This window comes from Flexivirga caeni (assembly GCF_003724155.1).
GTDB classification, from domain to species: Bacteria; Actinomycetota; Actinomycetes; order Actinomycetales; family Dermatophilaceae; genus Flexivirga; species Flexivirga caeni.
Window position 1 is genome coordinate 316,047 of record NZ_RJJQ01000002.1, and the last position, 21,652, is coordinate 337,698.

Here is a 21,652-nt window from a genome sequence, read left to right on the forward strand (position 1 = left end):
CCAAGCCCCGGGTAGGGCAAGCCGGGCCTGGCTGTGCACGGTGCTTCCTTTCGCGGCGACGCACTCGAGTATCGAGCTATAGCACCTCGTGGTCCCTGTGCGGCCATTCACGTTCGGAAGGGCCTGTCAGCGGTGTGACGGCACCTCGTAGGCAGCCCAGGTGCCGCCGGCCCATTGTCGCCACCGGTCGGCGGTGCTGGTGCCGATGCCGAGCAGGTCGGCCAGGACCGCGGGCGGCAGCTCACGGGCCAGGGTCAGCAAGGTGGTGTTGCGGGCCTGGCGGGACCGGATCCCTGCCCGGCGCAGTTCATTCAGGAGAGCTTCGGTTCCGAGTCGTTTCCCGGGCCCTCGGCCGGGAAACAGCCACCTGTCTTCGGAGGTCTCGAAGCTGTTGGCGATGCCGCGCTCTGCCAGTGTGGAGATCGTGCCGGTGGCGGCGTGGCGCAGCACGGTCGCGATCGGCTCACTGATTTCGACGGCGTCAGTTCCGAGCCGCAGGGTGGTGGGCGGTCCCGGCGTGACGTGCGAGGCACGTAGCTGCACGATCGTGCTGGCGTGCTGTCCGTACATCAGCACCAGGGTGCCGGCCAGTCGGGTCCGGGGGCTGAGGGTGTGGTCGTGCAGGCAGCGGCGCAACAACTCCCATTGTTGGTCGGGGTCATTGAAGTCCATCGGGTCGTTCATCCGCGGCACGGGCAAATTCACCGATGACGCGAGCCGGTGTCGCGCCGCCCATCGCAGGAAGACCGACACGGAGATCGCGTCCGACCGGCGACGGGCCAGCCACTGATCCAGCACCGGCTGACGCAGGGACCCGATGTGTTCACCGCGTGAATGGAGTTCGTCGACCAGGCGCCGCGGCCCGTACAGCATGCCGCGGGCCAGGGTGCACGTTCGTTGTGGGTCACGGCCGGTCGCCAGCCGTCGCCGGACACCCGGCAGCACGTGCCAGTGGACGTACCGGGCGATAACCATCTGATCCTCACCAGGGGTGTGCTCGATCACCCGGGCGAACGCGGCTTCCAATCGCGCGAGGTATTCCTCGCGGGGCGGCAGCGCTCCGGCGGCCACCAGCAGCCGGCGCAGGTGTTCGACGCTGATGGCTCGGCCGCCGCGGTCGCCTGCTGCGGCATCCAATGTGTCGTGGTCGATCGGTACCTGTCCGTGTGCCATCCGGGTCAGCAATGTGGTGGCCGCGGGACTGCGCAGGAACCACTGCCGTAGCTGCGGAAAGTCGTGTGTGGCCGCCAACCGGACGATGAACGAATTCAGGCGCGGATCAACAGGTTCGGACACAGTCTCGCCGAGACGGGCGCGAACCCACTGCCGAGCGCGACAGAACAAGCACCGCGGCTGCGCCTTGGCCGGCAGGAGCGCGAAGATGCTGCGGGAGCATTGGCGACACTGGGCGCGAGCGGTGCCGCGACAACCGGGGCAGGCATCCTGTGTCGTCTTCGGGTCGTGTTCGCGGGGGTGGCCACAATCGACGCAGATCAGCTGCGGTCTCATGGCACAGGTCTTGCAGATCCGTTCCCCGGTGCGGCGGGTGCTGATGGCCTTGACGGTTTTGCCGCACCGGTCACAGGAGTTTCCCTCCAGCGCGCCGGCCGGTCGCAGCCCGACCGTCACGTCGGCCGCGCCGATCCCGAGCTCCGTGGCGGTGCGACGCACGTAGTCGCAACATCCGATGCAGGCGGGGCCGCTGGGACCATCGCGCAGGTTGCGGGAGGACCAGCCGCAGCGGACGCATGCCCTGGCGGGCCGCACCGGACGAGGCTTCGGAAGAGCGCGTGGCCGGCCCGCGAGCTCGCGGCGGTACCAGCACACCTTGCACACCAGTGCCCCCTTCTCGTCGTGTCCGCCCGGCGGGCGCTTGATCCCGCAATCCGCGCAGGGTTGATAGTTGCGGTTCCGCCAGCAGCTGCCACACAACACGGCACCGTCAGTGGTGAGCCCGCCGGTGGTCTTCCACTGGTCGCATACGTCGCAGAAGGTTGCCTCGTGTAAGACGACTGCCTGACTGCGACGGAATCGGGAATGACGGTGCGGGCGCGTCGGCCAGGCCAGCGACCGATACGTGCGGGTGCAGGTATCGCACAGGAAGTGCATGTTGTCCACGAGGGTCAGCGGGTGACGGACCCGCCGGCACATCCGACAGGTTGAGTCACCGTCGCCGTGCGGGTTACGTACCCGGGGCCGGATTGGCCCCGCCTGGGCGGCCATCCGCTCTTGGTCGTCGCACCAGTTCCGGCAAGCCGGGCGAGCCCGGCACGTCCCGCAGATGCTTGCCCGGACACGCCCCGGAAGCTGATGAACCCAGGTTGCTCACAGCATGCACAGGGCTCCTGTTTGCTCTTCTTCCAGCAGTCCTCGCATGTCATCTGCCCGGACGGCAGCCGGGTCTTGAACCGTCGCGACGAATTGCCGCACGATCCGCAGCGTGGGCGCACCACACCCGGGACACCGGCATCGACCAACGCATCCGTTAGCTGCTGCGTGGCACGCACACTGCGCGACGAGCCACTCGTCAGCAGAGACGGCTCGTCAAACAAATCCGCTGCGATCTGCCGCGCCGGTCCTTTCGGATGGCAGGCGCGAGCGACGACGGCCAGGACCACGGCTTCGTCGCTGGCGGGAACGGTCGTGACAACGACGGCGACGATCAGGCGGATGCATTGCTCTCGGACCGCGGTAGCGTCACCGGGTATGGGCGGCAGCGCAGGGCGCGGCACACCACGGGATCGGGCGCCCACTACTGGTCGGTGCGCCGCACGCTCACCCGAGCCGGCTTACGGGTCCGCCCGTCCGGGGTGGCGCGTGCCACCGGCGATACCCCGCCAGCGGCGTGACGCTTCGGCTTCTCCTGCGCGGCCCGCACCACCTGCACCAAATCCGCCGGGGTGCAGTCCAACGCGTCACACGCAGCGGCCAGCACGCGCATGTTCAACCGCTCCGGCACCTGGGTGACCAACCGATACACCTGGGTCGCCGACAAATGCACCCCGCGCGCCTCCAGCAACGGCACCAAGTCCGTGGTCGCGAACATGCCGCGAGAGGCCATCACCTCCCGTAGCTTCCAGGCGATCGTCACGTCCGTAGTCATCAGAATCCCTCCATGGAGCCGCCGGCAAGCTGGTCCAGCGAGGCGCGCAGCGCCTTGTTCTTGAAGTCGCTGCTCACCCCGGAATACAACGCAGTCGACCCGCCCCACCGGTGCCCGACCTGCTGCTGCACGAAGAACGGGTCGAACCCGTCCTCCAGCAAATGCGTCACATACGAATGCCGCAAGCAATGCAAGTGCAACTCGCTGGGCAACCCTGCGGCGTCACGGTATTCGGCGAACCGGCGACCTGCGTGCGCCGGACTCACCACCGCGCCACGCTCGGTCGGCCACATCCACCGCCCCGCCACGTCGCCGTACTCGGCACGGATCTCTAGCCATTCCTGTAACACCTGCGGCGCCCACGGCATAGTCGTCAGCACCGACCGCCGACGGGGATGGCCACCCCGGACCGCTTTGCCCCACCGCACATGGCAGACCCCGCAGCGGTCGAACTCGGGTGCCTTCGGATTCCGGTAGAAGTCAACGGTTTCCAACCGGGCCAGCTCCCGACGTCGCAGCCCGTAGGCGTACGCGATCTTGAACATCGCGGAGTCCCGCCACGCCGCCAACCAGCCCTTACGACCCGACTGACACGCAGCAGCGACACGTTCGTCCGCGTAATCAAACAGCTGCTCAATCTCGTCCCGGGTCAACGGGCGAACCGCCGGCGATGCCTCGACCTCCGCAACATGCGCGACCGTGTTCCACTCGTGACAGATCTGGACCGGATGCGTGCCGAACCGTTCCCAGCACAGCTCGCCCCACCCGTACGCCGGATCGGTCACGTACTCGCAATATTTCCGCAACGCTGCCTGATACCCCCGGATCGTCGTCAATGCGCGGCCACGATCCCGCAGGTCCGAGGACCACGACTCCAAGTCCTCCGCGGTCCACGCCCACGGGTACTCGCCGGTGAACGACATGAACCGCCGCACCAGATCACCGCGGTTCTTCAGCGACAGCGCCGCCAAACCGCGCGACTGTCCCTGCGCCCGCCACCCGGTCAGCATGCCTTCGAACACTGCATCCTCCGGCCGCAGATGCACCACCGACGAATCGAACACGACCAGCGCAACAGCCCGATCCTCACCCACCACCCGCACCTCCTCAGAAGGAGGATTCTTACATCAGATGCAATGTCTCCACAAGGCTTGCCCTTGGGCCGTTCTCGATACCGACTAACCCAGATAGGCTCGAGGCGCCTACGAACAGCGTTGCCGCAGTGCGAGTTCCGCATAATGCTGCGAATGCCCACCAGTTGCAATTCGGTGTCTTTGCTCCAGCAGATGATGAGGACCTGGCGGGGGACGTCGTGAGGGTGGCTGCCGTCGCGGACCATGCGTGCCGGGTCGTTGTCGGCTCCGGCCAGGTCCGTTCCCGACGTGACTGCCCCATGGGAATCCGGCCTCCTTCGCGACATCGAACAAATTTACTACCAGTGCCCTCCCTGCGAAGTCGTGCCGCATTTCGTGAGCGTGAACACGCCTCAGGCTCCTTCCGGTCAATAGGGCCAGCCGCAGCTGGCCGTCCGGAGGTAGCGATGACATACAACAAGCAATGGGAGGTCGGTTGGCAGCGCGACCGCGCACGAGGCATCAAGCGCTACGTCGACGCCGAACCCACCCGGGAAAAGCTGCAGAGCTTCATCGATGCCAGCGTGCCGTTGAGAACCCTCAGCCGCGCAACCGGGATCAGCGACACCGGAATCAGCAACATCGTCGCCGGCCGCAACTCACGCGTCCAGCGATCCACGGCCGAGCGGGTCGACCGGCTCAAGTTTGCCGACATCTACTCCCAGGCGGAGGGCATGGTCCCTCGTGTCGGGGCAGTCCGGCGGGTCGAGGCGCTCCTGGCACTCGGCCACAACCACGCCGCCATCGCGGCCGCCGGCGCACGAGACACCAGCATGCTGCTCTACAGCCCGGGGGAGCTGATCACGGCCGGCCGATGGCAGCAAGTCCGCGACGCCTACGACAAGCTCAGCATGACCCCAGGAGACTCCCCGCTGACCCGCCAGCGGGCCGAGAGCCGCGGCCTTGCCCCGCCACTAGCCTGGGACGAAGCCGACATCGACGACCCTGCGGAAAAGCCTCACCACCAGGTGCCCGCCGGCGAATCGAACGTCGTCGACATCGTGGCGGTACAACGGGCGATCACGCGTCAACTACCAGACACCAACCTGACAAAGGCCGAGCGGCTGGAAGTCGTTCGAGCGATGGCGTCGATCGGGGCGTCGGACCACGAGATCAGTCTGCATACCGGCGTCAGCGACCGAACCGTGCTGCGCGACCGCATGGAGTTCGGCATCGAAAGCCGTTGGGGGATAACGCCATCCGCGGCGCACTGGGACCTCATGGAAGCACGGGGCGCCACCCGTCGGAGCGACTCTGCCGGCCGGGACGCGGAACGCAAATCCATCACCCCCACGCCAACACTTGACCAGCAGCACGGGATCGCGCGATGACCATCACGCAAACCACGCGCGCGGCCGCCGCGGCCTTGGTCGCGAACTCACTCCGCAGCGGCGAATGGTTCGACCTGCCGCTGCCAGGGGAGATCCCCGGACCACCCCTGCTCGACGGCCTACCGCACGGGGTACACATCGGCGACGGTGACGTGTCCTTCGGCCCCATCCGAGGGCAACGGGATGAAATGACCATTCAGGGGCCGTCCGGTTTCATCAACGTCTGTGCGCAGGACGGCCGCCACTGGATCGAGCTTGTCGGTAGGACGCACCACGAACTCGGACTGCACGAACCGTGGGCGGTCCGAACCGACCTTCACGGGGCCGCCGACCGGCTCGGCATGCCGGCGGCGGACCTCGCTCCGTTGCTCCAGCGGGCAGGCACGGCGCTGCTGCGGGCACGAGCCGAACTCGACGGAGCACTGTCACCCAACCGACCCAAGCAACGGGAGACGAACATGGCCGAGCAGAACATCGACGCAGCGCCGTCGTACCGAGACACGTTGCGAATGAACCCGACGGAGGCGCTGAAGATGGGCGTCGAGGGCACCGACCGGACCGCGGACAACGAGAGGCTGCGGTGCGCCCTGAACGTGATCACCCAATACGACGCGGCCGACGAGCGGGCCTTCGCTGCCGCGAGGGGTTCGGGCAGTCTGCTCGACCCATCGGTTCCCGAGCCGCAGGCGGCCAGGCTGCTTGTGCTGCACGGAGGGAATGTCTCGGCCGCCGCGAACGATCCGGGCTTCGAACGGCTGGTTGCCGCCTACGAGGGCCTCCTGCCCGGCCACGAGATCGTCAACGACGAAGACGGGCTCCGCGAGGAATACGTCGACCCGCTCGCTGTGCCGGGCAACAAGGAGTGGCTGGCCGAGCGAGTCGCCGAACTACGGCACGACCTCGGTGCGCCGAGCACGGTGGAGAAACCGGTCGACCCCGTAGCTCCCGAGCCGGGGCCGGATCATCAAGACCTGTACCACACGTCCGGCGCCGGGCAGGGGGTGTCCGTCGACGCTGCCGCCGCGGAACAGGCGAAGATCGACGCGCAGGACGTCGCGGCCGCCACGTTCAACCCGGAGGCGATGGACGCCGTCGCAGACGGGCGCCTGGTGGTGATGGAGCCGTCATACGGCGGGGCCCTGGAGAACTCGGACGTGGTCGTGACCGGGGCTGCTACGGGACACGGCGATGTGTTGGTCAGGGTCGACGCCGACCACCAGGTGCACGCGGACCTGCACTTGGCGGGCAGGAGAGTGCTTGACGCGAACCCGGCGCAGGTCGCCGACACGCTTCAAGTCGATCAGGAAACCGCGCGCCAGACCGTGTTGGCGGCAGCCCATCAGCTGCAGCGAGGGCAGATCGCCTACGAAGCACGCGGAGACGTTGACGCCGCAGTGGCGACGTTCGACCAGCAGCGGGGGCAACAGGCCAGGGAGTCGTTGCGCTGGGGGAGCGGGCCGACGAGTCAGGGTGATCTCCAGGACGCAGCCCGGCACTTCCCGAGCGACCTCGCAGAAGCAAGGGCGATCTCCGGTCGGCGCCCCGGTCGCCGACCGGACGCACCGCCTCCGGCCCCTGGTCGCTCCGGTCCACAGCCACCCCCGTTCTGACGGCTGGTGATTTGCCATGGACACCCGAGAGCTGGTCGACCAAGTCGAGGCATCGCTGGCGCAGGCGCAGCACTTCCTCGGCATCGCCGACTACGACACCCAATCGGCGACCGCGGGGGCGCAGCGTCGAGCCCTGGAAGGCACGCCGCTACCCGGCATGGTTGCCGCCCACCGGGACGCCGCGGCTGAGGCGTATGACGCGCTGCAGCGTGGCAGCGAGCACGTCAACCATGCGTATGCCGGCGTTATCGCGTTGACGAAGGCGCCGCACTTGGCCGACGAGAATCATGACTGGGTCGTCGGCACCCTGGCCAGTGTCGTGGAGGCGATGGTCGCTGCGGGCAAGGCCACCCCCAGCCTCGAGGCCGGAACGACACACCTGTTCGCCGCCAACAACCCGGCCGCGGATCCGCGCAGAGTCAGCAGCCAGCTCGTGAAAGCCCGTGACGAGCTCAGTCTGGCGATACCACACGTATCAACGGCCGCCCGGGTGGTCGACCAAGCAGCCGCCCGCCACAGCCCAGACACCCAGGTAGGCCCGGCGCAGCCGCTGGCACGCGCACAGACCCCGGCAGCAGATGGCCGTGCCCACCACAGCTGCCACACAACCGGCAGGGCCCAGGCGCTGAAGCCGGTCACCGAGTTGTTGTCGCACTCATAGGAGATAGGAGAAGGAACCATGCGTAGTGATTGCCCCGACGGCAGCTGCCGTGACGAGGTCCTCGCGGTGGAAGCGGAGGAGCGAGACCGCCGCAACGCCGAGCTGGAGGAAGCTCGCGCGGCACAGCGCGCGGCCGTGGCCGAGCAACATCCGTGGGCGTACGACGAGACCGCGGCATACTACGGACGGCCGCGGTAGGACGATCCGAAACCAGCCGAAACACGCAGAGAGCTGGGCAGCCCCGAGGGCCTGCCCAGCTCCCGGGCGTTTCCGGCCCAGCGCCCGTTTCAGTTCGCAGTCCCGGTGGGGACCAGGGTCAACTCCCGCACCTTCGGCGGCCGGCCGCCTGCCTGCAGATCGTGCACCCGCTGCAAGGCCTTGGGGTCACGGGCGTTCGGCCGCAGCACCTCGGCGAGGCTGGCACCGAACTCGTGCTCGAGCACGAACCGGTCGCCGTGGCGTTGCACGAGCAACTGCTCGCGGCGTTCGCACCACGGCACCAGGTAGGTGATCGCGACGATTCCGGCGGTCAGCAGCCCGAAGAGCGAGTGTCCCTCGGCGATTCCCTGCACCGCGGCCGCGGCGGCGGTGACGAACCGCAGCCGCCAGGCCAGCGACACCAACGGGAGCACCGACAACGCCTCCGCGGCCGCGCGGCAGATCGCCCGGACCGCCACCCACGGCAGCGTCCAGAACCCCATGGCAGCCTCGAAACGTCGAACTCCCAGGCCGAGCGCATGCGTGAGGATCGCCGCAGCATGCTCGTCGGAGAAACCGCCGGTGCGTGCGGCGCGCACCATCCTGGCCGAGACGATCAGCGTGTGCCGGCCGAACCGTGCCGCATAGACGCCACCTGCATCGCTGACTCGCACGTCGACGTCGCCGGCGACACCGTGTTCGCGCAGGACCGCGAACACCGGCTTCAGCGAGGCAACCTCGTAGCCGTGCGGCTGCCGCGCACCGGCCAGCACCAGCGCAGCGGTCGCCTCGGCCCGCCCGCAGAGCAGGACGACCACGACAACGACACCGGCGGCGAATATCGGCAACGCGATCAGACCGGGCAGGACGGCACCGACGATCACGACCAGGACCGTGCTGGTTGTCAGCGCGGCCAGCGCCGGCACGGCACGCACGGCAGTTCCTCGCACGCTCATCACGTTCTCCTCCACCTCGAGTGGTGCATTTCCTTCAACGTTCACGATCGGTGATCGCCAACAGCCCTCGTCGCGCCTCTTGAGGGTGAAGCCAGTCTCACGCACCTCACAGACACCGCGGCGGAGTTATCCACAGGCCTGCCGACGGTGGCAGCTGAGACAACCGCAGATCTGGCTGGATGAGGCAACCACCGACGACGAGGAGCACCACATGCGAACCCCTGAGGTCCTGCACCTGGACACCGACGAAACGATCACGGCGATTGCGCGGTTGCTGCGCGAGGCGGCTCAGCAAGCGTGGAAGCGTGCCGACCGCGAAGGCCCCAACTCGTCCTGGCACGGGGTGGCGCTCGGCATCTTCGTCGTGGCCGCACGGGCGAGCGAGTTCGTCCCGGTCGACGTCGACCCCGTCGAACCGGTCCCGCCGCAGGAGGACATCGGCCAGCTGGTCTGCGCGGCCGACGGTCTGGCACTCGATCTGCCCGTCGACGGATCCTTGCCTGGGATCTCCGAGCTCATCGTCGCACTGACCGACCTGCGCCGAGAGCTCACGCAGTGAACCGGGACGAGCGCAGCGTCGGCGAACTTCTCCTGGACGCCGACTTTCAGGCCCGCACCCTGTTGCTGGACGTCGTTGGCGACGACGCACCAGCCCTGCTGCGCACGTGGGGCGAAGTGGTGCAGTCGGCGGGCGAGCTGTGGGCCGGCCTGCCGCAGTTGTCCGCCAGCCCGGCGGACGGCGCCACGATGCAACGCCTGGAGACGATGGCGCGCGGTATGCACCGACACCAACTGGCGCGCGACTGGCCAGGCTCGGGTGAACTCGATCAGCGACTCCTTGGAATCGCCGAAAACTTCGTGAGGGCAACGGAACTCGTGGACGGCCGAGACCACGCACGCGATACGTGGCCGCCGGCGGTGCGCGCCGACGTCGACGCGGTGAAGATGCGCGTCATGCACACCCTCTACGTCGCCGCCCACGGCGTCGGTGTTGCGGTGCAGCAGCACATTCAGGACACCGAGGACCGTTTCGGGAGCAAACCGAGCCTGATCAACCGAGCCATCACTCGAGGACGCGATGCGGCTGCCCAGCTGGTGGCTTTTGAGCAGCTCGCCGGTGCCCACGTCGGGACGCGGTTCGCGCAGGTCATGCGCGGCGAGCACCGACACGCGGTCGGTGCCGGCCGGCTGCACCAGGCGATGGCGGCATGGGACGTGCAGGCCCACCGTGCGATCGCCGCCGCACCGACAGCCACCCACCTGCACCTGGTGGCACGCACCCAAGCATTCCTGAGCGCAGCGACAGCGCACCTCCTGGATGCGGCCGTCCAATCCCAGCATCTGGAGACCGGAAGTTTCCAGCAGCAGCTCAGACCCGCGCTCGAGTCGACGCACACGTCCTGGAGCCTGATCGCACGACGATGCGAGCAGTTAGCCGACCGTCGAGATCGGCCGGACGCCACGCTCGTGCGCGCGGCCGGAGAACTGCGCGCGGCCATCACCGAAGTCGGATACGACAAGACAGCATGGGCAAGCCCGTCGACGATCGCCTCGCGTGTCGACCTCGACGACACCGTGGCGACCTTGCACCAAGGGATCGCGGCTGCCGTCGAGGCCGCGGTGATGACACGCGACGCGTTCAACGACAAACGGATGAGCGGGTCCGCCCGCGGCATCGCCGACTGGCAGCACGAGTTCCTCGAAACCGCGACCACGAACGGTGTGCCGGCGCCGGTTGCCTCCTGGGTCGACGCCGGTGACATCGCCCATGGCCGACGTGTTCCGCTGTCACGAGCGGTCAGGGCAGCGTTGGACGACCTGGCCGAGGCCGTCACTGACGACACCCGGCGCACGATGGCCGCAGCATCCGGCATCCGGCAGACGGTCACCATGGCAACGGCGTCCGCGACCCCTACCCGAGACAAGGCACCGACGCCGTGGGTGCAGCCGGTGGGTCCACAGCGTGGTCCCACCCTCTAGAACACCAACCGGCAACTCGATAAAGTCAGATAAAAGTAACGTTTTATCGGAAATTATCTGGGAGGACCCGATGCAACCCAGTCCCTACACCCCGGGTGAGGTCGCGCGCTCCGTGCCCGGTCGCTCGGTGCCCTTGGGCCAGATCGAAGAGCGGCTGGCCTACCTCAGCGACCTGCAGCGGCTCGTCGGGCGCATCCGCGTCGACCAGGGGCCACGTGGGGTCGGCAAGACCTCACTGTTGCACGAAGCCAGCCTGATGGCGACACGGCGAGACATCCTCACGATCTGGGTGACCGCCGGCGAAGCGAGCGGGCTGGCGACCTCGATCGCTCGTGAGATTGACCGTGCGACAGGGGAGTGGTCAGGTCGACGCGACCTCACCGAACGACTCAGAGGCCTCGACGTCGGCCTGCAGGTCGGTGTTCCCGGGGTGGCGTCCGTAAAGGCCAGCTGGAAGCCCGACGACCTACCCGACGCCGGGCCGCCAGCCGGAACGCGGGAATTCGAGGACCTGCTCGTCGCGACCCACGCGGTTGCCGTCGAGCATGGCAAGAAGGGCCTGGTGCTGTTCGTCGACGAAATCCAGGACGCGGATCTGCTCAGCTTGAAGCTGCTCGGCTACGGGTGGCAGGACTTCCAACGAGAGCGCCCGGATCTGCCGGCCGCGGTGTTCGCGGCCGGGCTGCCGAGTAGCAAGCAGGTCATCAACGATGCAGTGAGCCCGTCCGAACGTTTCGCATTCAAAACCCTGGGGGGCCTGTCCGCGGACGCGGCGATGATCGCCTTGGCCGGTCCGGCGCGTGAACTGGGCGTCGAGTGGGACCACGACGCCGTGCAACTGGCCGTCGACTACACCAAGGGCTACCCGCACGCCGTGCAGCTGCTCGGATCCTACGCGTGGGAGGCCGCCGCTCTGCCCGACCCCGGTGCCCGAATCACCCGCGATCACGTGCGAGACGCGATCCAACACACGGACGACGACCTGCAAGAGCTATACGACTCACGGCTGAGCCGGATCCGGGTGCCGTCCGAGCGCGACTTCGTCCGCGTGATGTCAGCACTCGGCGACGGCCCGATACACCGCAACGCGATCGCCCACGAGCTCGGCCAGGCGACGACCTCAATCAGCAGCACCCGCCAAGCGCTACTCAACGCCGGCGTGATCGAGGAAGCCGGCCGCGGCTACCTGCAGTTCACCGTCGACGGATTTGCCGCGTTCGCACGGCAGCACTTCGGATTCTCAACTGCTGCGGAGCGACTGAAGGAGGAACCGAACGAGGACTCGTAGATCACAGTCACTCAGCCGATCACACTCAGCCTGCGTCTGCGACGCACCACGCTCACGGACGCCTGATGGTTGACTCGCCTGCGCCCGCCCGGTGATCGCAGGTGTCTGTTGCGTCCACGAATACGCCAGTCACCGGTCCGCTGCCGTTCAGTCGCGCCCGGAGCCGCATGGGTGTGGCATCCAGCAGGCGTCGTGGCCGCGACGCAACACTGAGCCCCGCATGCGTGGTGTTGCGGTGAACACTGACGTCGCGTCAGATCGCCCGGATTGCCCGGATTGCTACTCAGCAGCAGTCGTGTTCACGTCAACGCTCTGGACGACGGTGATCGCCGCCGGTCGCCGGAGGCGGGGTCGGCCGGCGACGAGTCGACTTCGGAGCGTCGAGATCCGCTCGCCTCCCATATACCTTGCTCTCCGGATCCGGCGTCGACCATCCCGCCGGATCGACCCCCGCCGACACCGCTAGACCGATGAGGTTGGCCAATTCGTAGCGCCCCGGAACCTGTTCGATCGCGAGCCGGGCCTGCATACCGTCACCGCCCAACCACATGCTGAACGCCGCCAGCGATGCGGCCGGAGCGCGGGCGTCCTCGGGGCTTCTTCGCATGATCTCTTTCCACAGCGCGGCATTCGGCGCCGCAGTATCGCGCGTGATCTCCGTGAATGCGTGATCACGCAGCGGGATGACCTGGACGTCACACAGAAGCCGTGCCGTTGCTTCGATGTCCGGCATCTGCCCCGTGGCAACGAAGTGCACGATGGCGTGGCTCATCCACCGCTGCTCCCGTCGTAACGACCGCATGTCTTGCGCCGCCGCCACCGCGTGCTGCGCAGCAGCGTTCATGGAGGCCGACAGATCGGCACAGACCACTGGCTGGAACGATGCGCGCAGTTGCTCCATGGAGTCGTATGGCTGGGCGTGACCGTTTCGGATGAACTCGACTGCCACACGATCCCGATCGGCCTGGGAGACGGTCCCAACATCACCGCTGTCGAGCTGAACCCAGTTGTCACCGTCGGTGGCAACACGTGACCACACCTCTGCGCCATTGTCCTGAAGAAGCTGGGCCATCGCCGCAGATGACGCTTCAGCCTGCGCATGATCGGCGAACGCGACGATCGCGACCCCAACGCCGCCGTATGGCTCGAACCGACGTGCCTCGCTCTCCCACAAGTGTTGCTCGGGAATCTGGACGACCATCGCCGGAGACCGTCTTCCGGCCCCTTCCAACGGGATCACAACGAGGGAGTTCTCGGGGCGAGCACCGAGCAGGTGAGGCATCAACGCCACCAACCGACCATGGTTGATCAGGACTTCCTTCTCACTCATCACACGCTTCTCTCATGCGGGACTCTCGGAAGGTGCGTTTGCTGCACCCATAGCCCGAAGCCGCCATCGATATGTGCACGCTCAGCGCGGCGCGAATCGACGAAAAACCACTAGAAGGCAACATCAGCTCTGCCCGCTCCGACTACACGGAAGCGCTGCGCCCGTGCTCTGGACGCCTCGTTGTGCTGTCCGATAGACGACGACGTGGACGGACGGACCGCGCCGGGGGCCCGCAAGAGGACCAACAAGCGCGACGCCTCGAGGACGTGGACGGACCGGACGACGGAAGGCAGGTCCCTTTGCCTGCTGTCGTGTAAGCGCCAGCGCAGCCTTTCCGCCCTTGGTGATACGTAACAGCGGCACTCGCAAGTACGCCTTGCACCGGTCCGGGGGCCATCCCCGTGGCGTGCCAGCGCTGGCGCCGTGGTCGTTCTGGAACCGGCAGAAGGTGACGCACCATGACTCCAAGACCCTCGTCAGATGGCGTTCGGGAGACGCTCCTCGCAGCCCAACGACTCGATGGATACGTAGGGCAGCGAACTGCCCGGGCGGCGGTGCGTACATACAGGCGCAACTCGAAGGTGGTCGTTCGGATCCTGGCCTCCCGGGAGACGACGGCGACTTCGTCGGCTGATGGAAGGTCGCGGCGACCGTTATCGCTGCACGGCTGGCGTTGACTATGCCAAGCAATAACCGGGCGCCGGGGTCCGCACGAGACGGGTGCCTGCAGCATCAGGAAATGGCGCACGTGGATATCCCGCGCCGTGGCACGCACCGATCTCCTTCCTGCACCACACCTCGTGGCAATGACCAGCTCACGCTGAGACTGGATTCGCTACCGTCGGACTATGAACTGCCTGACGAAACACTGGCGGAGCTGGCTCGGATCATCCACCGGCTCCACGCTCAACACGCCCACGGCGCGGCATGAGTAGGTCGTTCGCGTTCCTCGGGCGAGTCAGCACGGAGGACAACCAGGACCCTGAGGCGTCTCGCGGCTGGCAACTGCGGCGGGCACGACAGACCATTGAACAGGTCGGCGGTGTCATCGTCACCGAATACTTCGATATCGGCCAGTCCCGCTCAATCCCGTGGAAGAGGCGTCCGCGCGCGGCAGCGCTGCTCGAGGACATCAAGAGACCTGGCCGCCAGTTCGATGCCGTCGTTATCGGCGAGCCACAACGGGCGTTCTACGGCAACCAGTTCGGGCTGACCTTCCCGGTCCTGACCCATTATGGAGTCGAGTTGTGGGTGCCGGAGGTCGGCGGCCGGATCGACCCAGGATCCGAAGCGCACGACATGGTGATGACCCTGTTCGGCGGCATGTCGAAGGGGGAACGTACTCGGGTCCAACTTCGGACGAAGGCATCGATGATGGATCTTGCGCTGAAGGGCGATCGGCACATGGGAGGCAGACCGCCGTACGGGTACCGCCTTGTCGATGCTGGCCCGCATCCCAATCCTTCGAAGGCGGCCGACGGCAAGCGACTACACCAACTCGACGTCAACCCGGATACGGCCCCCATTGTGCAGCGAATATTCTCTGCCTTTGCTTCTGGACAGTCGCTGCGGACCATCGCAGACGCATTGACCAGAGATGAGGTGCCAAGTCCGTCAGCCTACGACCGGGTCCGCAATCCCCATCGCGATCCGACAGGATGGTCACACTCAGCGGTGCGTGCGATCTTGGCGAATCCGAACTACAGCGGATACCGCGTGTGGGGTAAGCAGCGGAAACAGGAGTCGCTCATCGACCCTGACGACGTCGCGGCGGGCAACGTGACTCGAATGCGTTGGAACGATCCGGCGCAGTGGGTCCGTGCTAGTAGGCAGACCCACCCAGCGATCATCGGCAAGGATCTGATGGACGAGGTCCACGAACGGCTCGAAGTGCCCGGCGGCCTTGGTCGCCGGCCCAGGGTCGCCAAGTACGACTACCCACTGCGCGGCATCCTGTTGTGCGGGATCTGCGGCCATCGAATGCAGGGCGCTGTGCACTCGCGCGTGCGCAAGGATGGAAGTCGCCGGACGTTGTACCGCTGTGATCTGAGGCGTCGGCGCTCACTGCCAGAAGGAGCTTATGGAGGCCACCCTAAGTCTCTGTATGTCGACGAGAACGTCATGGTCAAGGGGTTGGACACGTGGATCACTTCGTTGGCAACCCCCGAGGCGCTCTCGAAGGTGGTCCGACCTGAGTCCGATCACGGGGGACGTGCCGCAGATCTGCGAGCACAGATCAAGGTCCTGGACAAGAAGATCAGCTCGCTCGTAGCCACTGCAGAGGCCGCTGACGAGGTGGCGGAGCTTTCGGCGATGATCAGTACGCGCAGTCGCGAGCGCAAAGCACTGAAGAACAAGTTGGCCGGGATGCTTCGGGAAGGTCCAACGGATCAGGACATCGCGTCGATGGCTACCGCTCTCGGAGGCGTCGCAACAGTGTTGACACTGGCTACCGCCGAAGAGAAGGGGCGTCTGTACCGGTCCCTGGACATCATGCTCACCTACCACCCGGAAGAGCGATGTGTAGAAGCATCTCTGGCCCTGCGCAGTGCACAGGGCCAGAGCTCCGACCAAGGCACTGGTCGGGATAATGCGTGTCCGGAGGGGGACTTGAACCCCCACCCCCGTTAAGGGACTAGCACCTCAAGCTAGCGCGTCTGCCATTCCGCCACCCGGACAAATGGGTGCGTCAACCGGTCGGAGCCGCCCGGCCAACGAGCGGAAACACTAGCACGCACCGACAGGTTTCCCTCAATCGTCCCACGCACCACCGGGGAGCGTCACCCGGCCGCTCAGACGTCCAGGCCGAAGTCGCGGATCACGCCGGCCAGACCGCTGGAGTAGCCCTGGCCGACCGCGCGGAACTTCCACTCGCCGCTGTTGCGGTAGAGCTCGCCGAACACGAGCGCGGACTCGGTGGCGGCGTCCTCGCCGAGGTCGAAGCGGGCGCCCTTTTCGGAGTTCGTCGGGTCGTCGGCATCGAAGACCCGGATGTAGGCGTCCGACACCTGGCCGAAGTTCTGGCCGCGAGCATCGGCCTGATCGATCGATGCGACGAACGCGATGCGCTGCACGTCGGGGGAGACCTGACCGAGCGAGATCTTGATCTGCTCGTCGTCACCTTCGCCCTCGCCGGTGCGGTTGTCGCCGAGGTGCTGGACGGCGCCGTTGTCGCCGGTCAGGTTGTTGTAGAAGACGAAATCGGCCTGCGTGCGCACCTTCCCGGTGTCAGCCAGCAAAAGCGCGGAAGCGTCCAGGTCGAACTGCGCTCCGTCGGTCGTGCGCGGGTTCCAGCCCAGGCCGACCATCGCGGTCGACATACCCGGCGCTGCCTTCTCCAGCGAAATGTTCGCGCCCTTGCTCAGATTGACCGGCATCTGTCTTCCTCCGTGTGGTTCGGGTGTGCAGACCTTGACGCTAGCGCGTCGACGCAGGTTCCGTCGCCTGGCTCGGACCGGCACCGTATGTCGCACCCCCGCGGCAGACTGCTCCCATGCTGTTGCACGAAGTCGTCGTCACGTCCGCGGCGATCCGCGCCACCCGCTCGCGCCTGGCCAAGCGAGACGCCGTCGTGCACCTGCTCCAGGCCGCGACCACGCACGAAGTGCCGCTGGTTGCGGCATACCTCGCCGGGGTGTTGCCGCAACGCCGGATCGGCGTCGGCTGGCGAGGTCTGCGGACGGTCGCACCAGCCGCCGCCGCGCCGCAGGTCACCGTCACCGAGCTCGACTCCGCCCTGTCCGAGATCGCGGCCGTGCATGGCTCCGGCGCCACTGGACGCCGTGCCGGGCTGCTGGCCGGATTGTTTGCGCGGCTCACTTCCGACGAGCAGCGTTTCGTCGGAGGCCTGATCCAGGGCGAGCTGCGACAGGGCGCCGGCGACGGCGTGATGCTGACCGCGATCGCCGCAGCGAGCGGTGTGCCCGAAGCGGCGGTACGGCGGGCGGTGATGCTCGCCGGCTTCGCGGCACCCGTCGCGGCTGCCGCCATGGACGGCGGCGTCGATGCGGTCGCCGCGATCGGACTGGTCGTCGGCCGGCCGGTGCGGCCCATGCTCGCGGACAGCAGCCCTGCGGTCGGCGACGCCGTCGACCCCGCGCGCGAGCAACAGATCGAGACCAAGCTGGACGGCATCCGCATTCAGGCGCACAAGGACGGCGACGACGTGCGGCTGTTCACCCGCAGCCTGGAGGAGATCACCGACCGGCTGCCGGAGGTGGTGGAGATCGTGCAGGCAATGCCCGCCGACCGGCTCGTGCTCGACGGCGAAGCAATCGCGCTGACCCCCGAGGGACGCCCGCTGCCCTTCCAGGTCACCGGTGCGCGCACCGCGAGCAGCGCTGACCCGGAGCGCTTGCGCGCCGAAACCCCGGTGACACCGAAGTTCTTCGACCTGCTGCACCTGAACGGGTGCGACCTGATCGATGCCCCGCTGCGTGAGCGGCAACGAGCCCTCGCCGACCTCCTGCCGCCGGAGTGGAGGATCGATGCGTCCGCGATCGAGTCAGTCGCAGGCGCCCAGCGGTTCTTCGATGATCGTGTTGCGGCCGCCCACGAAGGCGTCGTCGTCAAGGACCTCGACGCGCCATACGCCGCCGGCCGCCGGGGCGCGGGCTGGATCAAGGTCAAACCGCGCCACACGCTCGATCTGGTCGTACTCGCTGTCGAGTGGGGGAGCGGGCGACGTCAAGGTTTCCTCTCCAACATCCACCTGGGCGCCCGCGACCCCGCAACCGGTGGATTCACAATGCTCGGAAAAACTTTCAAGGGTATGACGGACGAAATGCTGCGCTGGCAGACCGCGCGTTTCACCGAGCTGGCGACCGATCAGGGTGACTGGGTGGTGCACGTCCGGCCCGAGCAGGTCGTCGAGATCGCCTTTGACGGGCTGCAGCGTTCCTCGCGCTATCCAGGCGGTCTCGCGCTGCGCTTCGCGCGGGTGATCCGCTACCGCGACGACAAGTCTGCCGAAGAAGCCGACACCATCGACACGGTGCGGACGCTGGCCGGGGGCTGATCGACGACGCCACTCGTGGCAGGCTGGTCGGTATGACGCGAGCAGTGGACAGCGAGCAGGTCACGGCGGAGGACGAGGTCGTCCGCATCACCCAGGAGCTGATCGGCTTCGACACCAGCAACTACGGCGACGGCAGCGGACCGGGGGAGCGCAAGGCGGCCGAATACGTCATGCAGGAGCTGACCGAGGTCGGGCTCGACCCGGTGCTGCTGGAGAGTGAGCCCGGCCGCTCGTCGGTGCTGGTGCGCATCGAGGGTGCCGACTCCGACCGAGGCGCCCTCGCGGTGCACGGGCACCTCGATGTCGTGCCCGCGAATGCCCAAGATTGGCAGGTCGATCCGTTCGCTGCCGAGATCAAGGACGGCTGCGTCTGGGGCCGCGGCGCGGTCGACATGAAGGACATGGACGCGATGATCCTGTCCTGTGTCCGCGAGCTGGCCCGCACCGGCCGCAAGCCCGCCCGCGATCTGGTCGTCGGCTTCTTCGCCGATGAAGAGGCCGGCGGCGAGAAGGGCAGCCATTGGCTGGTCGACAACCACCCCGAGCTCTTTGAAGGCGTGACCGAGGCAATCAGCGAGGTCGGCGGCTACTCGGTCACCTTCGACGGCGTCGCCGGGCAGCAACGCGCCTACCTGCTGCAGACCGCCGAGAAGGGCATCGCCTGGCTGCGGCTGCACGCGCACGGCCGGGCCGGGCACGGCTCGGTGCCCAACGACGACAACGCGGTGGTGCGTCTTGCCGAGGCCATCGCGCGTATCGCCGCGCACCAGTGGCCCCGCGAATACATCGCGACGGTGCGGCAATTGCTCGACGGCCTGAGCGAGTTGTCCGGCGTCACCTACCGGGACGACGATCTCGGACCGCTGCTCGCCAAGCTCGGCGGCGCGCGCGGATTCGTCGAAGGCACGCTGCGCGACACGGCCAACTTCACCATGCTGGACGCCGGCTACAAGCACAACGTCATACCGCAGACGGCGTCGGCATCACTGGACTGCCGCTTCCTGCCCGGCCACGAAGACGACCTGATGCAGACCGTCCGCGAACTCGCGGGGGAGCACGTCGAGGTGGAGGTGCTGCACCGCGACATCTCGCTGGAGGCGCCGTTCGACGCGCCGCTGGTCGAGTCGATGAAGCGCGCCCTGCTCGCCGAGGACCCGGACGCGGCGATCCTGCCCTACTGCCTGTCCGGCGGCACCGACAACAAGGCGCTGCGCAAGCTGGGCATCACCGGCTACGGATTCGCGCCGCTCCAACTCCCGGCCGACCTTGACTTCGCACCGATGTTCCACGGCATCGACGAGCGTGTACCGCTCGCATCGCTGAAGTTCGGTGCCCGCGTGCTCGGGTCGTTCCTGCGGGACTGCTGAACCTCCCGGCCTCACGCCGTACGGCGCACCCGGATGATGCGGCGGCGCAACCAGACCCGCCGGGCACCACCGAGATAGAGCCGCGTGCGGGCAAGCTCCCAGTGGCCGTACTCCGCGTGGTCGGCCAGCACCTGACGCACGTCGGAGCGAGTGGCATTGCGCGGAAAGTTCAGCACCCGGAACTCGTACTCTGCGGATGCACAACCCTCCTCCGTCGGGGTGTGCATCCGCCCTACGCCCCATGGACGCTCGCTTCGCTCGGTCATTGCACCCCATTATGTCCCGGTCTACGGCGGACCTGTCGGCCCGCCACACGGGTTGTCGTATGACGCAGCCCGGCCCGACCCGGTACCGTCAACCCATGACCGCTGAGCCGCGTGCTGCATTGTCCGTGCTGGTGAGTGCGTTGGAACGCCATCTGGAGGCCGCAGCCTCACGGCGCAGCGAGAACGACCCGGTGGTGGTTGCGGCATACCGCGACGTCGCCGACGCGTTCGAGGACTACGACGACGCGCTGATGGACGCCTACGGCGAGGTGACGCCGCTGGAGGTCTATACCGGCGACGAGGACGAAGAAAACGACGACCTCGAAGGCGACGACCTCGAAGGCGACGAGGACGAGCGCTACATCGGGCTGAGCGGCGACGACACCGACGACCTGGACTTCGAGGACTCCGAGAAGTAGCTGCCGCTCACCGGCGCGAGACGTCGTCCAGTGCCTGGGCGATCTCCGGCGGCAGCGCCGTGGTCGCGGCGGCGAGGATCGTCCGCAGCTGAGTGGCGTTGCGCGCCCCCACGATCAGCGAACTGATGCCCGGGCGGTCGCGCGCCCACGCGAGTGCCACCTGCGCCGGGCTCACGCCGAGTCCCTCCGCGGCGGTGGCGACGGCGTCGACGATCGGATTGGCGGCACCGCCGAGCCGGCGGGCGGCCCAGCCACTGTGCTGTCCGGTCGCTGCCCGGGAGTCCGCCGGCACCCCGCGCCGGTATTTCCCGGTCAGCACGCCACCGCCCAGCGGCGCCCACGCGAGCAGCCCCGCACCCGTGTGCGCGGCGGCCGGCACCACCTCCGAGTCCGCCGACCGCTCCACGAGACTGTATTCGATCTCGTTAGCTACCAACGGAATCCGCGCTTCACGCAGCGCAGCGTCGGCGGCGACCAGCTGCCAGCCGGAGTAGTTGGACACGCCGACATACCTCGCCCGACCGGTCCGCACCGCGTGCTCCAGCGCGGACACCGTTTCCTCCAGCGGCACCTCGCCCGACCAGGTGTGCACCAGCCACAGGTCGAGATGGTCGGTCCGCAGCCGTCGCAGAGAAGCGTCCAGCTGAGTGAGCAGCGCGCCGCGCGAGGTGTCGACGACCCGAGACCCCGTGGTGCGGGAGATGCCCGCCTTGCCGACGATCACCACCTGGTCGCGGTCGATCGCCGGCACGAGATCTCCCAGGATCGTCTCGGCGGCGCCATCGCCATACCCGTATGCCGTGTCGATCGTCGTCCCGCCGGCGTCACGGAAGTCGTGCAGCGTCTCCCGGGCGAAGATCTCGTCGACCGAGTCCCCCCAGCCCATCGTGCCGAGCGTGAGGCCGCTCACCCGCAGTCCCGATCTGCCCACTTTCACCGATTGCACGGGCACAACCGTAGTGGCCGGCTCCGCACGTCCGGGCCGAGCGGGTA

Annotated in this window: 19 protein-coding genes and 1 tRNA gene; 11 read left to right on the plus strand and 9 right to left on the minus strand. The window is 67.5% G+C overall.

All coding sequences use genetic code 11. The features are described 5' to 3' along the window. Nucleotides 1-126: 126 nt before the first annotated feature. From EFY87_RS19975 to EFY87_RS03920, 3 genes are all read right to left on the minus strand, one after another. Nucleotides 127-1,296, minus strand: coding sequence for a hypothetical protein (locus EFY87_RS19975; protein ID WP_148043243.1), 1,170 nt, complete (start codon nucleotides 1,294-1,296; stop codon nucleotides 127-129). 1,456 nt (nucleotides 1,297-2,752) lie between these two features. Next, entirely contained in the window at nucleotides 2,753-3,103 is a 351-nt protein-coding gene (locus EFY87_RS03915; RefSeq protein ID WP_123270135.1) for a helix-turn-helix domain-containing protein, read from the minus strand. Then, nucleotides 3,103-4,197, minus strand: a complete 1,095-nt coding sequence (locus tag EFY87_RS03920; RefSeq protein ID WP_245988380.1) for a tyrosine-type recombinase/integrase — start codon at nucleotides 4,195-4,197, stop codon at nucleotides 3,103-3,105. The genes EFY87_RS03915 and EFY87_RS03920 overlap by 1 nt, the downstream gene beginning before the upstream one ends. A 446-nt stretch (nucleotides 4,198-4,643) precedes the next feature. Between EFY87_RS03920 and EFY87_RS03925 the strand changes: the two genes are divergently transcribed. From EFY87_RS03925 to EFY87_RS19980, 4 genes are read left to right on the plus strand one after another with little or no spacing between them, the layout of a single operon-like run. Beyond that, complete coding sequence (locus EFY87_RS03925; protein ID WP_123270136.1) at nucleotides 4,644-5,567, plus strand: hypothetical protein; 924 nt, start codon at nucleotides 4,644-4,646, stop codon at nucleotides 5,565-5,567. Beyond that, on the plus strand, nucleotides 5,564-7,177 hold the full coding sequence (locus EFY87_RS03930; RefSeq protein WP_123270137.1) for a hypothetical protein: 1,614 nt from the start codon (nucleotides 5,564-5,566) through the stop codon (nucleotides 7,175-7,177). The genes EFY87_RS03925 and EFY87_RS03930 overlap by 4 nt, the downstream gene beginning before the upstream one ends. A 16-nt stretch (nucleotides 7,178-7,193) precedes the next feature. Next, nucleotides 7,194-7,838, plus strand: a complete 645-nt coding sequence (locus EFY87_RS03935; protein WP_123270138.1) for a hypothetical protein — start codon at nucleotides 7,194-7,196, stop codon at nucleotides 7,836-7,838. Nucleotides 7,839-7,856: 18 nt separating this feature from the next. Continuing rightward, the gene (locus EFY87_RS19980; protein ID WP_148043244.1) at nucleotides 7,857-8,036 is read left to right on the plus strand and encodes a hypothetical protein; all 180 of its coding nucleotides are present in this window, start codon (nucleotides 7,857-7,859) and stop codon (nucleotides 8,034-8,036) included. Between the two features lie 89 nt (nucleotides 8,037-8,125). Here the strand turns inward: EFY87_RS19980 and EFY87_RS03940 are convergent, their stop codons facing one another. Continuing rightward, nucleotides 8,126-8,992 carry a hypothetical protein gene (locus tag EFY87_RS03940; protein ID WP_148043245.1) on the minus strand — a complete coding sequence of 289 codons (867 nt, stop codon included), beginning with the start codon at nucleotides 8,990-8,992 and terminating at the stop codon, nucleotides 8,126-8,128. 211 nt (nucleotides 8,993-9,203) lie between these two features. On the opposite strand from EFY87_RS03940, the gene EFY87_RS03945 reads away from it, so the two are divergent. The 3 genes from EFY87_RS03945 (at nucleotide 9,204) to EFY87_RS03950 (ending at nucleotide 12,260) form a co-directional block, all read left to right on the plus strand. Further along, nucleotides 9,204-9,551: a hypothetical protein gene (locus EFY87_RS03945; RefSeq protein WP_148043246.1), complete on the plus strand. Its 348-nt coding sequence runs from the start codon at nucleotides 9,204-9,206 to the stop codon at nucleotides 9,549-9,551. Then, the gene (locus EFY87_RS20215) at nucleotides 9,548-10,972 is read left to right on the plus strand and encodes a hypothetical protein (protein ID WP_158607498.1); all 1,425 of its coding nucleotides are present in this window, start codon (nucleotides 9,548-9,550) and stop codon (nucleotides 10,970-10,972) included. The genes EFY87_RS03945 and EFY87_RS20215 overlap by 4 nt, the downstream gene beginning before the upstream one ends. 70 nt (nucleotides 10,973-11,042) lie before the next feature. Next, complete coding sequence (locus tag EFY87_RS03950; protein ID WP_158607499.1) at nucleotides 11,043-12,260, plus strand: ATP-binding protein; 1,218 nt, start codon at nucleotides 11,043-11,045, stop codon at nucleotides 12,258-12,260. Nucleotides 12,261-12,564: 304 nt separating this feature from the next. Here the strand turns inward: EFY87_RS03950 and EFY87_RS03955 are convergent, their stop codons facing one another. Further along, nucleotides 12,565-13,590 carry a DUF4192 domain-containing protein gene (locus EFY87_RS03955; RefSeq protein WP_123270142.1) on the minus strand — a complete coding sequence of 342 codons (1,026 nt, stop codon included), beginning with the start codon at nucleotides 13,588-13,590 and terminating at the stop codon, nucleotides 12,565-12,567. 927 nt (nucleotides 13,591-14,517) lie between these two features. Between EFY87_RS03955 and EFY87_RS03960 the strand changes: the two genes are divergently transcribed. Continuing rightward, entirely contained in the window at nucleotides 14,518-16,221 is a 1,704-nt protein-coding gene (locus EFY87_RS03960; RefSeq protein WP_123270143.1) for a recombinase family protein, read from the plus strand. On the opposite strand, the gene EFY87_RS03965 is transcribed toward EFY87_RS03960, so the two are convergent. Both EFY87_RS03965 and EFY87_RS03970 read right to left on the minus strand, forming a co-directional pair. Next, a tRNA-Leu gene (locus tag EFY87_RS03965) sits at nucleotides 16,186-16,268 on the minus strand. The two genes, EFY87_RS03960 and EFY87_RS03965, sit on opposite strands and share 36 nt — an antisense overlap. A gap of 114 nt (nucleotides 16,269-16,382) precedes the next feature. Further along, entirely contained in the window at nucleotides 16,383-16,967 is a 585-nt protein-coding gene (locus EFY87_RS03970) for a TerD family protein (protein WP_123270144.1), read from the minus strand. Nucleotides 16,968-17,083: 116 nt separating this feature from the next. Between EFY87_RS03970 and EFY87_RS03975 the strand changes: the two genes are divergently transcribed. Both EFY87_RS03975 and EFY87_RS03980 read left to right on the plus strand, forming a co-directional pair. Further along, the gene (locus tag EFY87_RS03975; protein ID WP_123270145.1) at nucleotides 17,084-18,607 is read left to right on the plus strand and encodes an ATP-dependent DNA ligase; all 1,524 of its coding nucleotides are present in this window, start codon (nucleotides 17,084-17,086) and stop codon (nucleotides 18,605-18,607) included. 32 nt (nucleotides 18,608-18,639) lie between these two features. Beyond that, nucleotides 18,640-19,974, plus strand: coding sequence for a M20/M25/M40 family metallo-hydrolase (locus EFY87_RS03980; protein WP_123270146.1), 1,335 nt, complete (start codon nucleotides 18,640-18,642; stop codon nucleotides 19,972-19,974). An 11-nt stretch (nucleotides 19,975-19,985) separates the two neighbouring features. Here the strand turns inward: EFY87_RS03980 and EFY87_RS03985 are convergent, their stop codons facing one another. Next, complete coding sequence (locus tag EFY87_RS03985; protein WP_245988382.1) at nucleotides 19,986-20,240, minus strand: DUF5703 family protein; 255 nt, start codon at nucleotides 20,238-20,240, stop codon at nucleotides 19,986-19,988. Between the two features lie 95 nt (nucleotides 20,241-20,335). Between EFY87_RS03985 and EFY87_RS03990 the strand changes: the two genes are divergently transcribed. Further along, nucleotides 20,336-20,659: a hypothetical protein gene (locus EFY87_RS03990; RefSeq protein WP_123270148.1), complete on the plus strand. Its 324-nt coding sequence runs from the start codon at nucleotides 20,336-20,338 to the stop codon at nucleotides 20,657-20,659. A gap of 7 nt (nucleotides 20,660-20,666) precedes the next feature. Here EFY87_RS03990 and EFY87_RS03995 read toward each other — a convergent pair whose 3' ends face one another. Further along, nucleotides 20,667-21,605: an aldo/keto reductase gene (locus EFY87_RS03995; RefSeq protein ID WP_123270242.1), complete on the minus strand. Its 939-nt coding sequence runs from the start codon at nucleotides 21,603-21,605 to the stop codon at nucleotides 20,667-20,669. Nucleotides 21,606-21,652 lie beyond the last annotated feature (47 nt).

What these genes read in the sequence shown, in the direction of transcription:
- EFY87_RS03980 (WP_123270146.1), top strand. Translation starts at nt 18,640, where the DNA reads ATGACGCGAGCAGTGGACAGCGAGCAGGTCACGGCGGAGGACGAGGTC.
- EFY87_RS03970 (WP_123270144.1), bottom strand. Translation starts at nt 16,967, where the DNA reads ATGCCGGTCAATCTGAGCAAGGGCGCGAACATTTCGCTGGAGAAGGCA.
- EFY87_RS03955 (WP_123270142.1), bottom strand. Translation starts at nt 13,590, where the DNA reads ATGAGTGAGAAGGAAGTCCTGATCAACCATGGTCGGTTGGTGGCGTTG.
- EFY87_RS03960 (WP_123270143.1), top strand. Translation starts at nt 14,518, where the DNA reads ATGAGTAGGTCGTTCGCGTTCCTCGGGCGAGTCAGCACGGAGGACAAC.
- EFY87_RS03930 (WP_123270137.1), top strand. Translation starts at nt 5,564, where the DNA reads ATGACCATCACGCAAACCACGCGCGCGGCCGCCGCGGCCTTGGTCGCG.
- EFY87_RS03950 (WP_158607499.1), top strand. Translation starts at nt 11,043, where the DNA reads ATGCAACCCAGTCCCTACACCCCGGGTGAGGTCGCGCGCTCCGTGCCC.
- EFY87_RS03985 (WP_245988382.1), bottom strand. Translation starts at nt 20,240, where the DNA reads ATGACCGAGCGAAGCGAGCGTCCATGGGGCGTAGGGCGGATGCACACC.
- EFY87_RS03975 (WP_123270145.1), top strand. Translation starts at nt 17,084, where the DNA reads ATGCTGTTGCACGAAGTCGTCGTCACGTCCGCGGCGATCCGCGCCACC.
- EFY87_RS03935 (WP_123270138.1), top strand. Translation starts at nt 7,194, where the DNA reads ATGGACACCCGAGAGCTGGTCGACCAAGTCGAGGCATCGCTGGCGCAG.
- EFY87_RS03990 (WP_123270148.1), top strand. Translation starts at nt 20,336, where the DNA reads ATGACCGCTGAGCCGCGTGCTGCATTGTCCGTGCTGGTGAGTGCGTTG.
- EFY87_RS03945 (WP_148043246.1), top strand. Translation starts at nt 9,204, where the DNA reads ATGCGAACCCCTGAGGTCCTGCACCTGGACACCGACGAAACGATCACG.
- EFY87_RS03925 (WP_123270136.1), top strand. Translation starts at nt 4,644, where the DNA reads ATGACATACAACAAGCAATGGGAGGTCGGTTGGCAGCGCGACCGCGCA.
- EFY87_RS19980 (WP_148043244.1), top strand. Translation starts at nt 7,857, where the DNA reads ATGCGTAGTGATTGCCCCGACGGCAGCTGCCGTGACGAGGTCCTCGCG.
- EFY87_RS03940 (WP_148043245.1), bottom strand. Translation starts at nt 8,992, where the DNA reads ATGAGCGTGCGAGGAACTGCCGTGCGTGCCGTGCCGGCGCTGGCCGCG.
- EFY87_RS03915 (WP_123270135.1), bottom strand. Translation starts at nt 3,103, where the DNA reads ATGACTACGGACGTGACGATCGCCTGGAAGCTACGGGAGGTGATGGCC.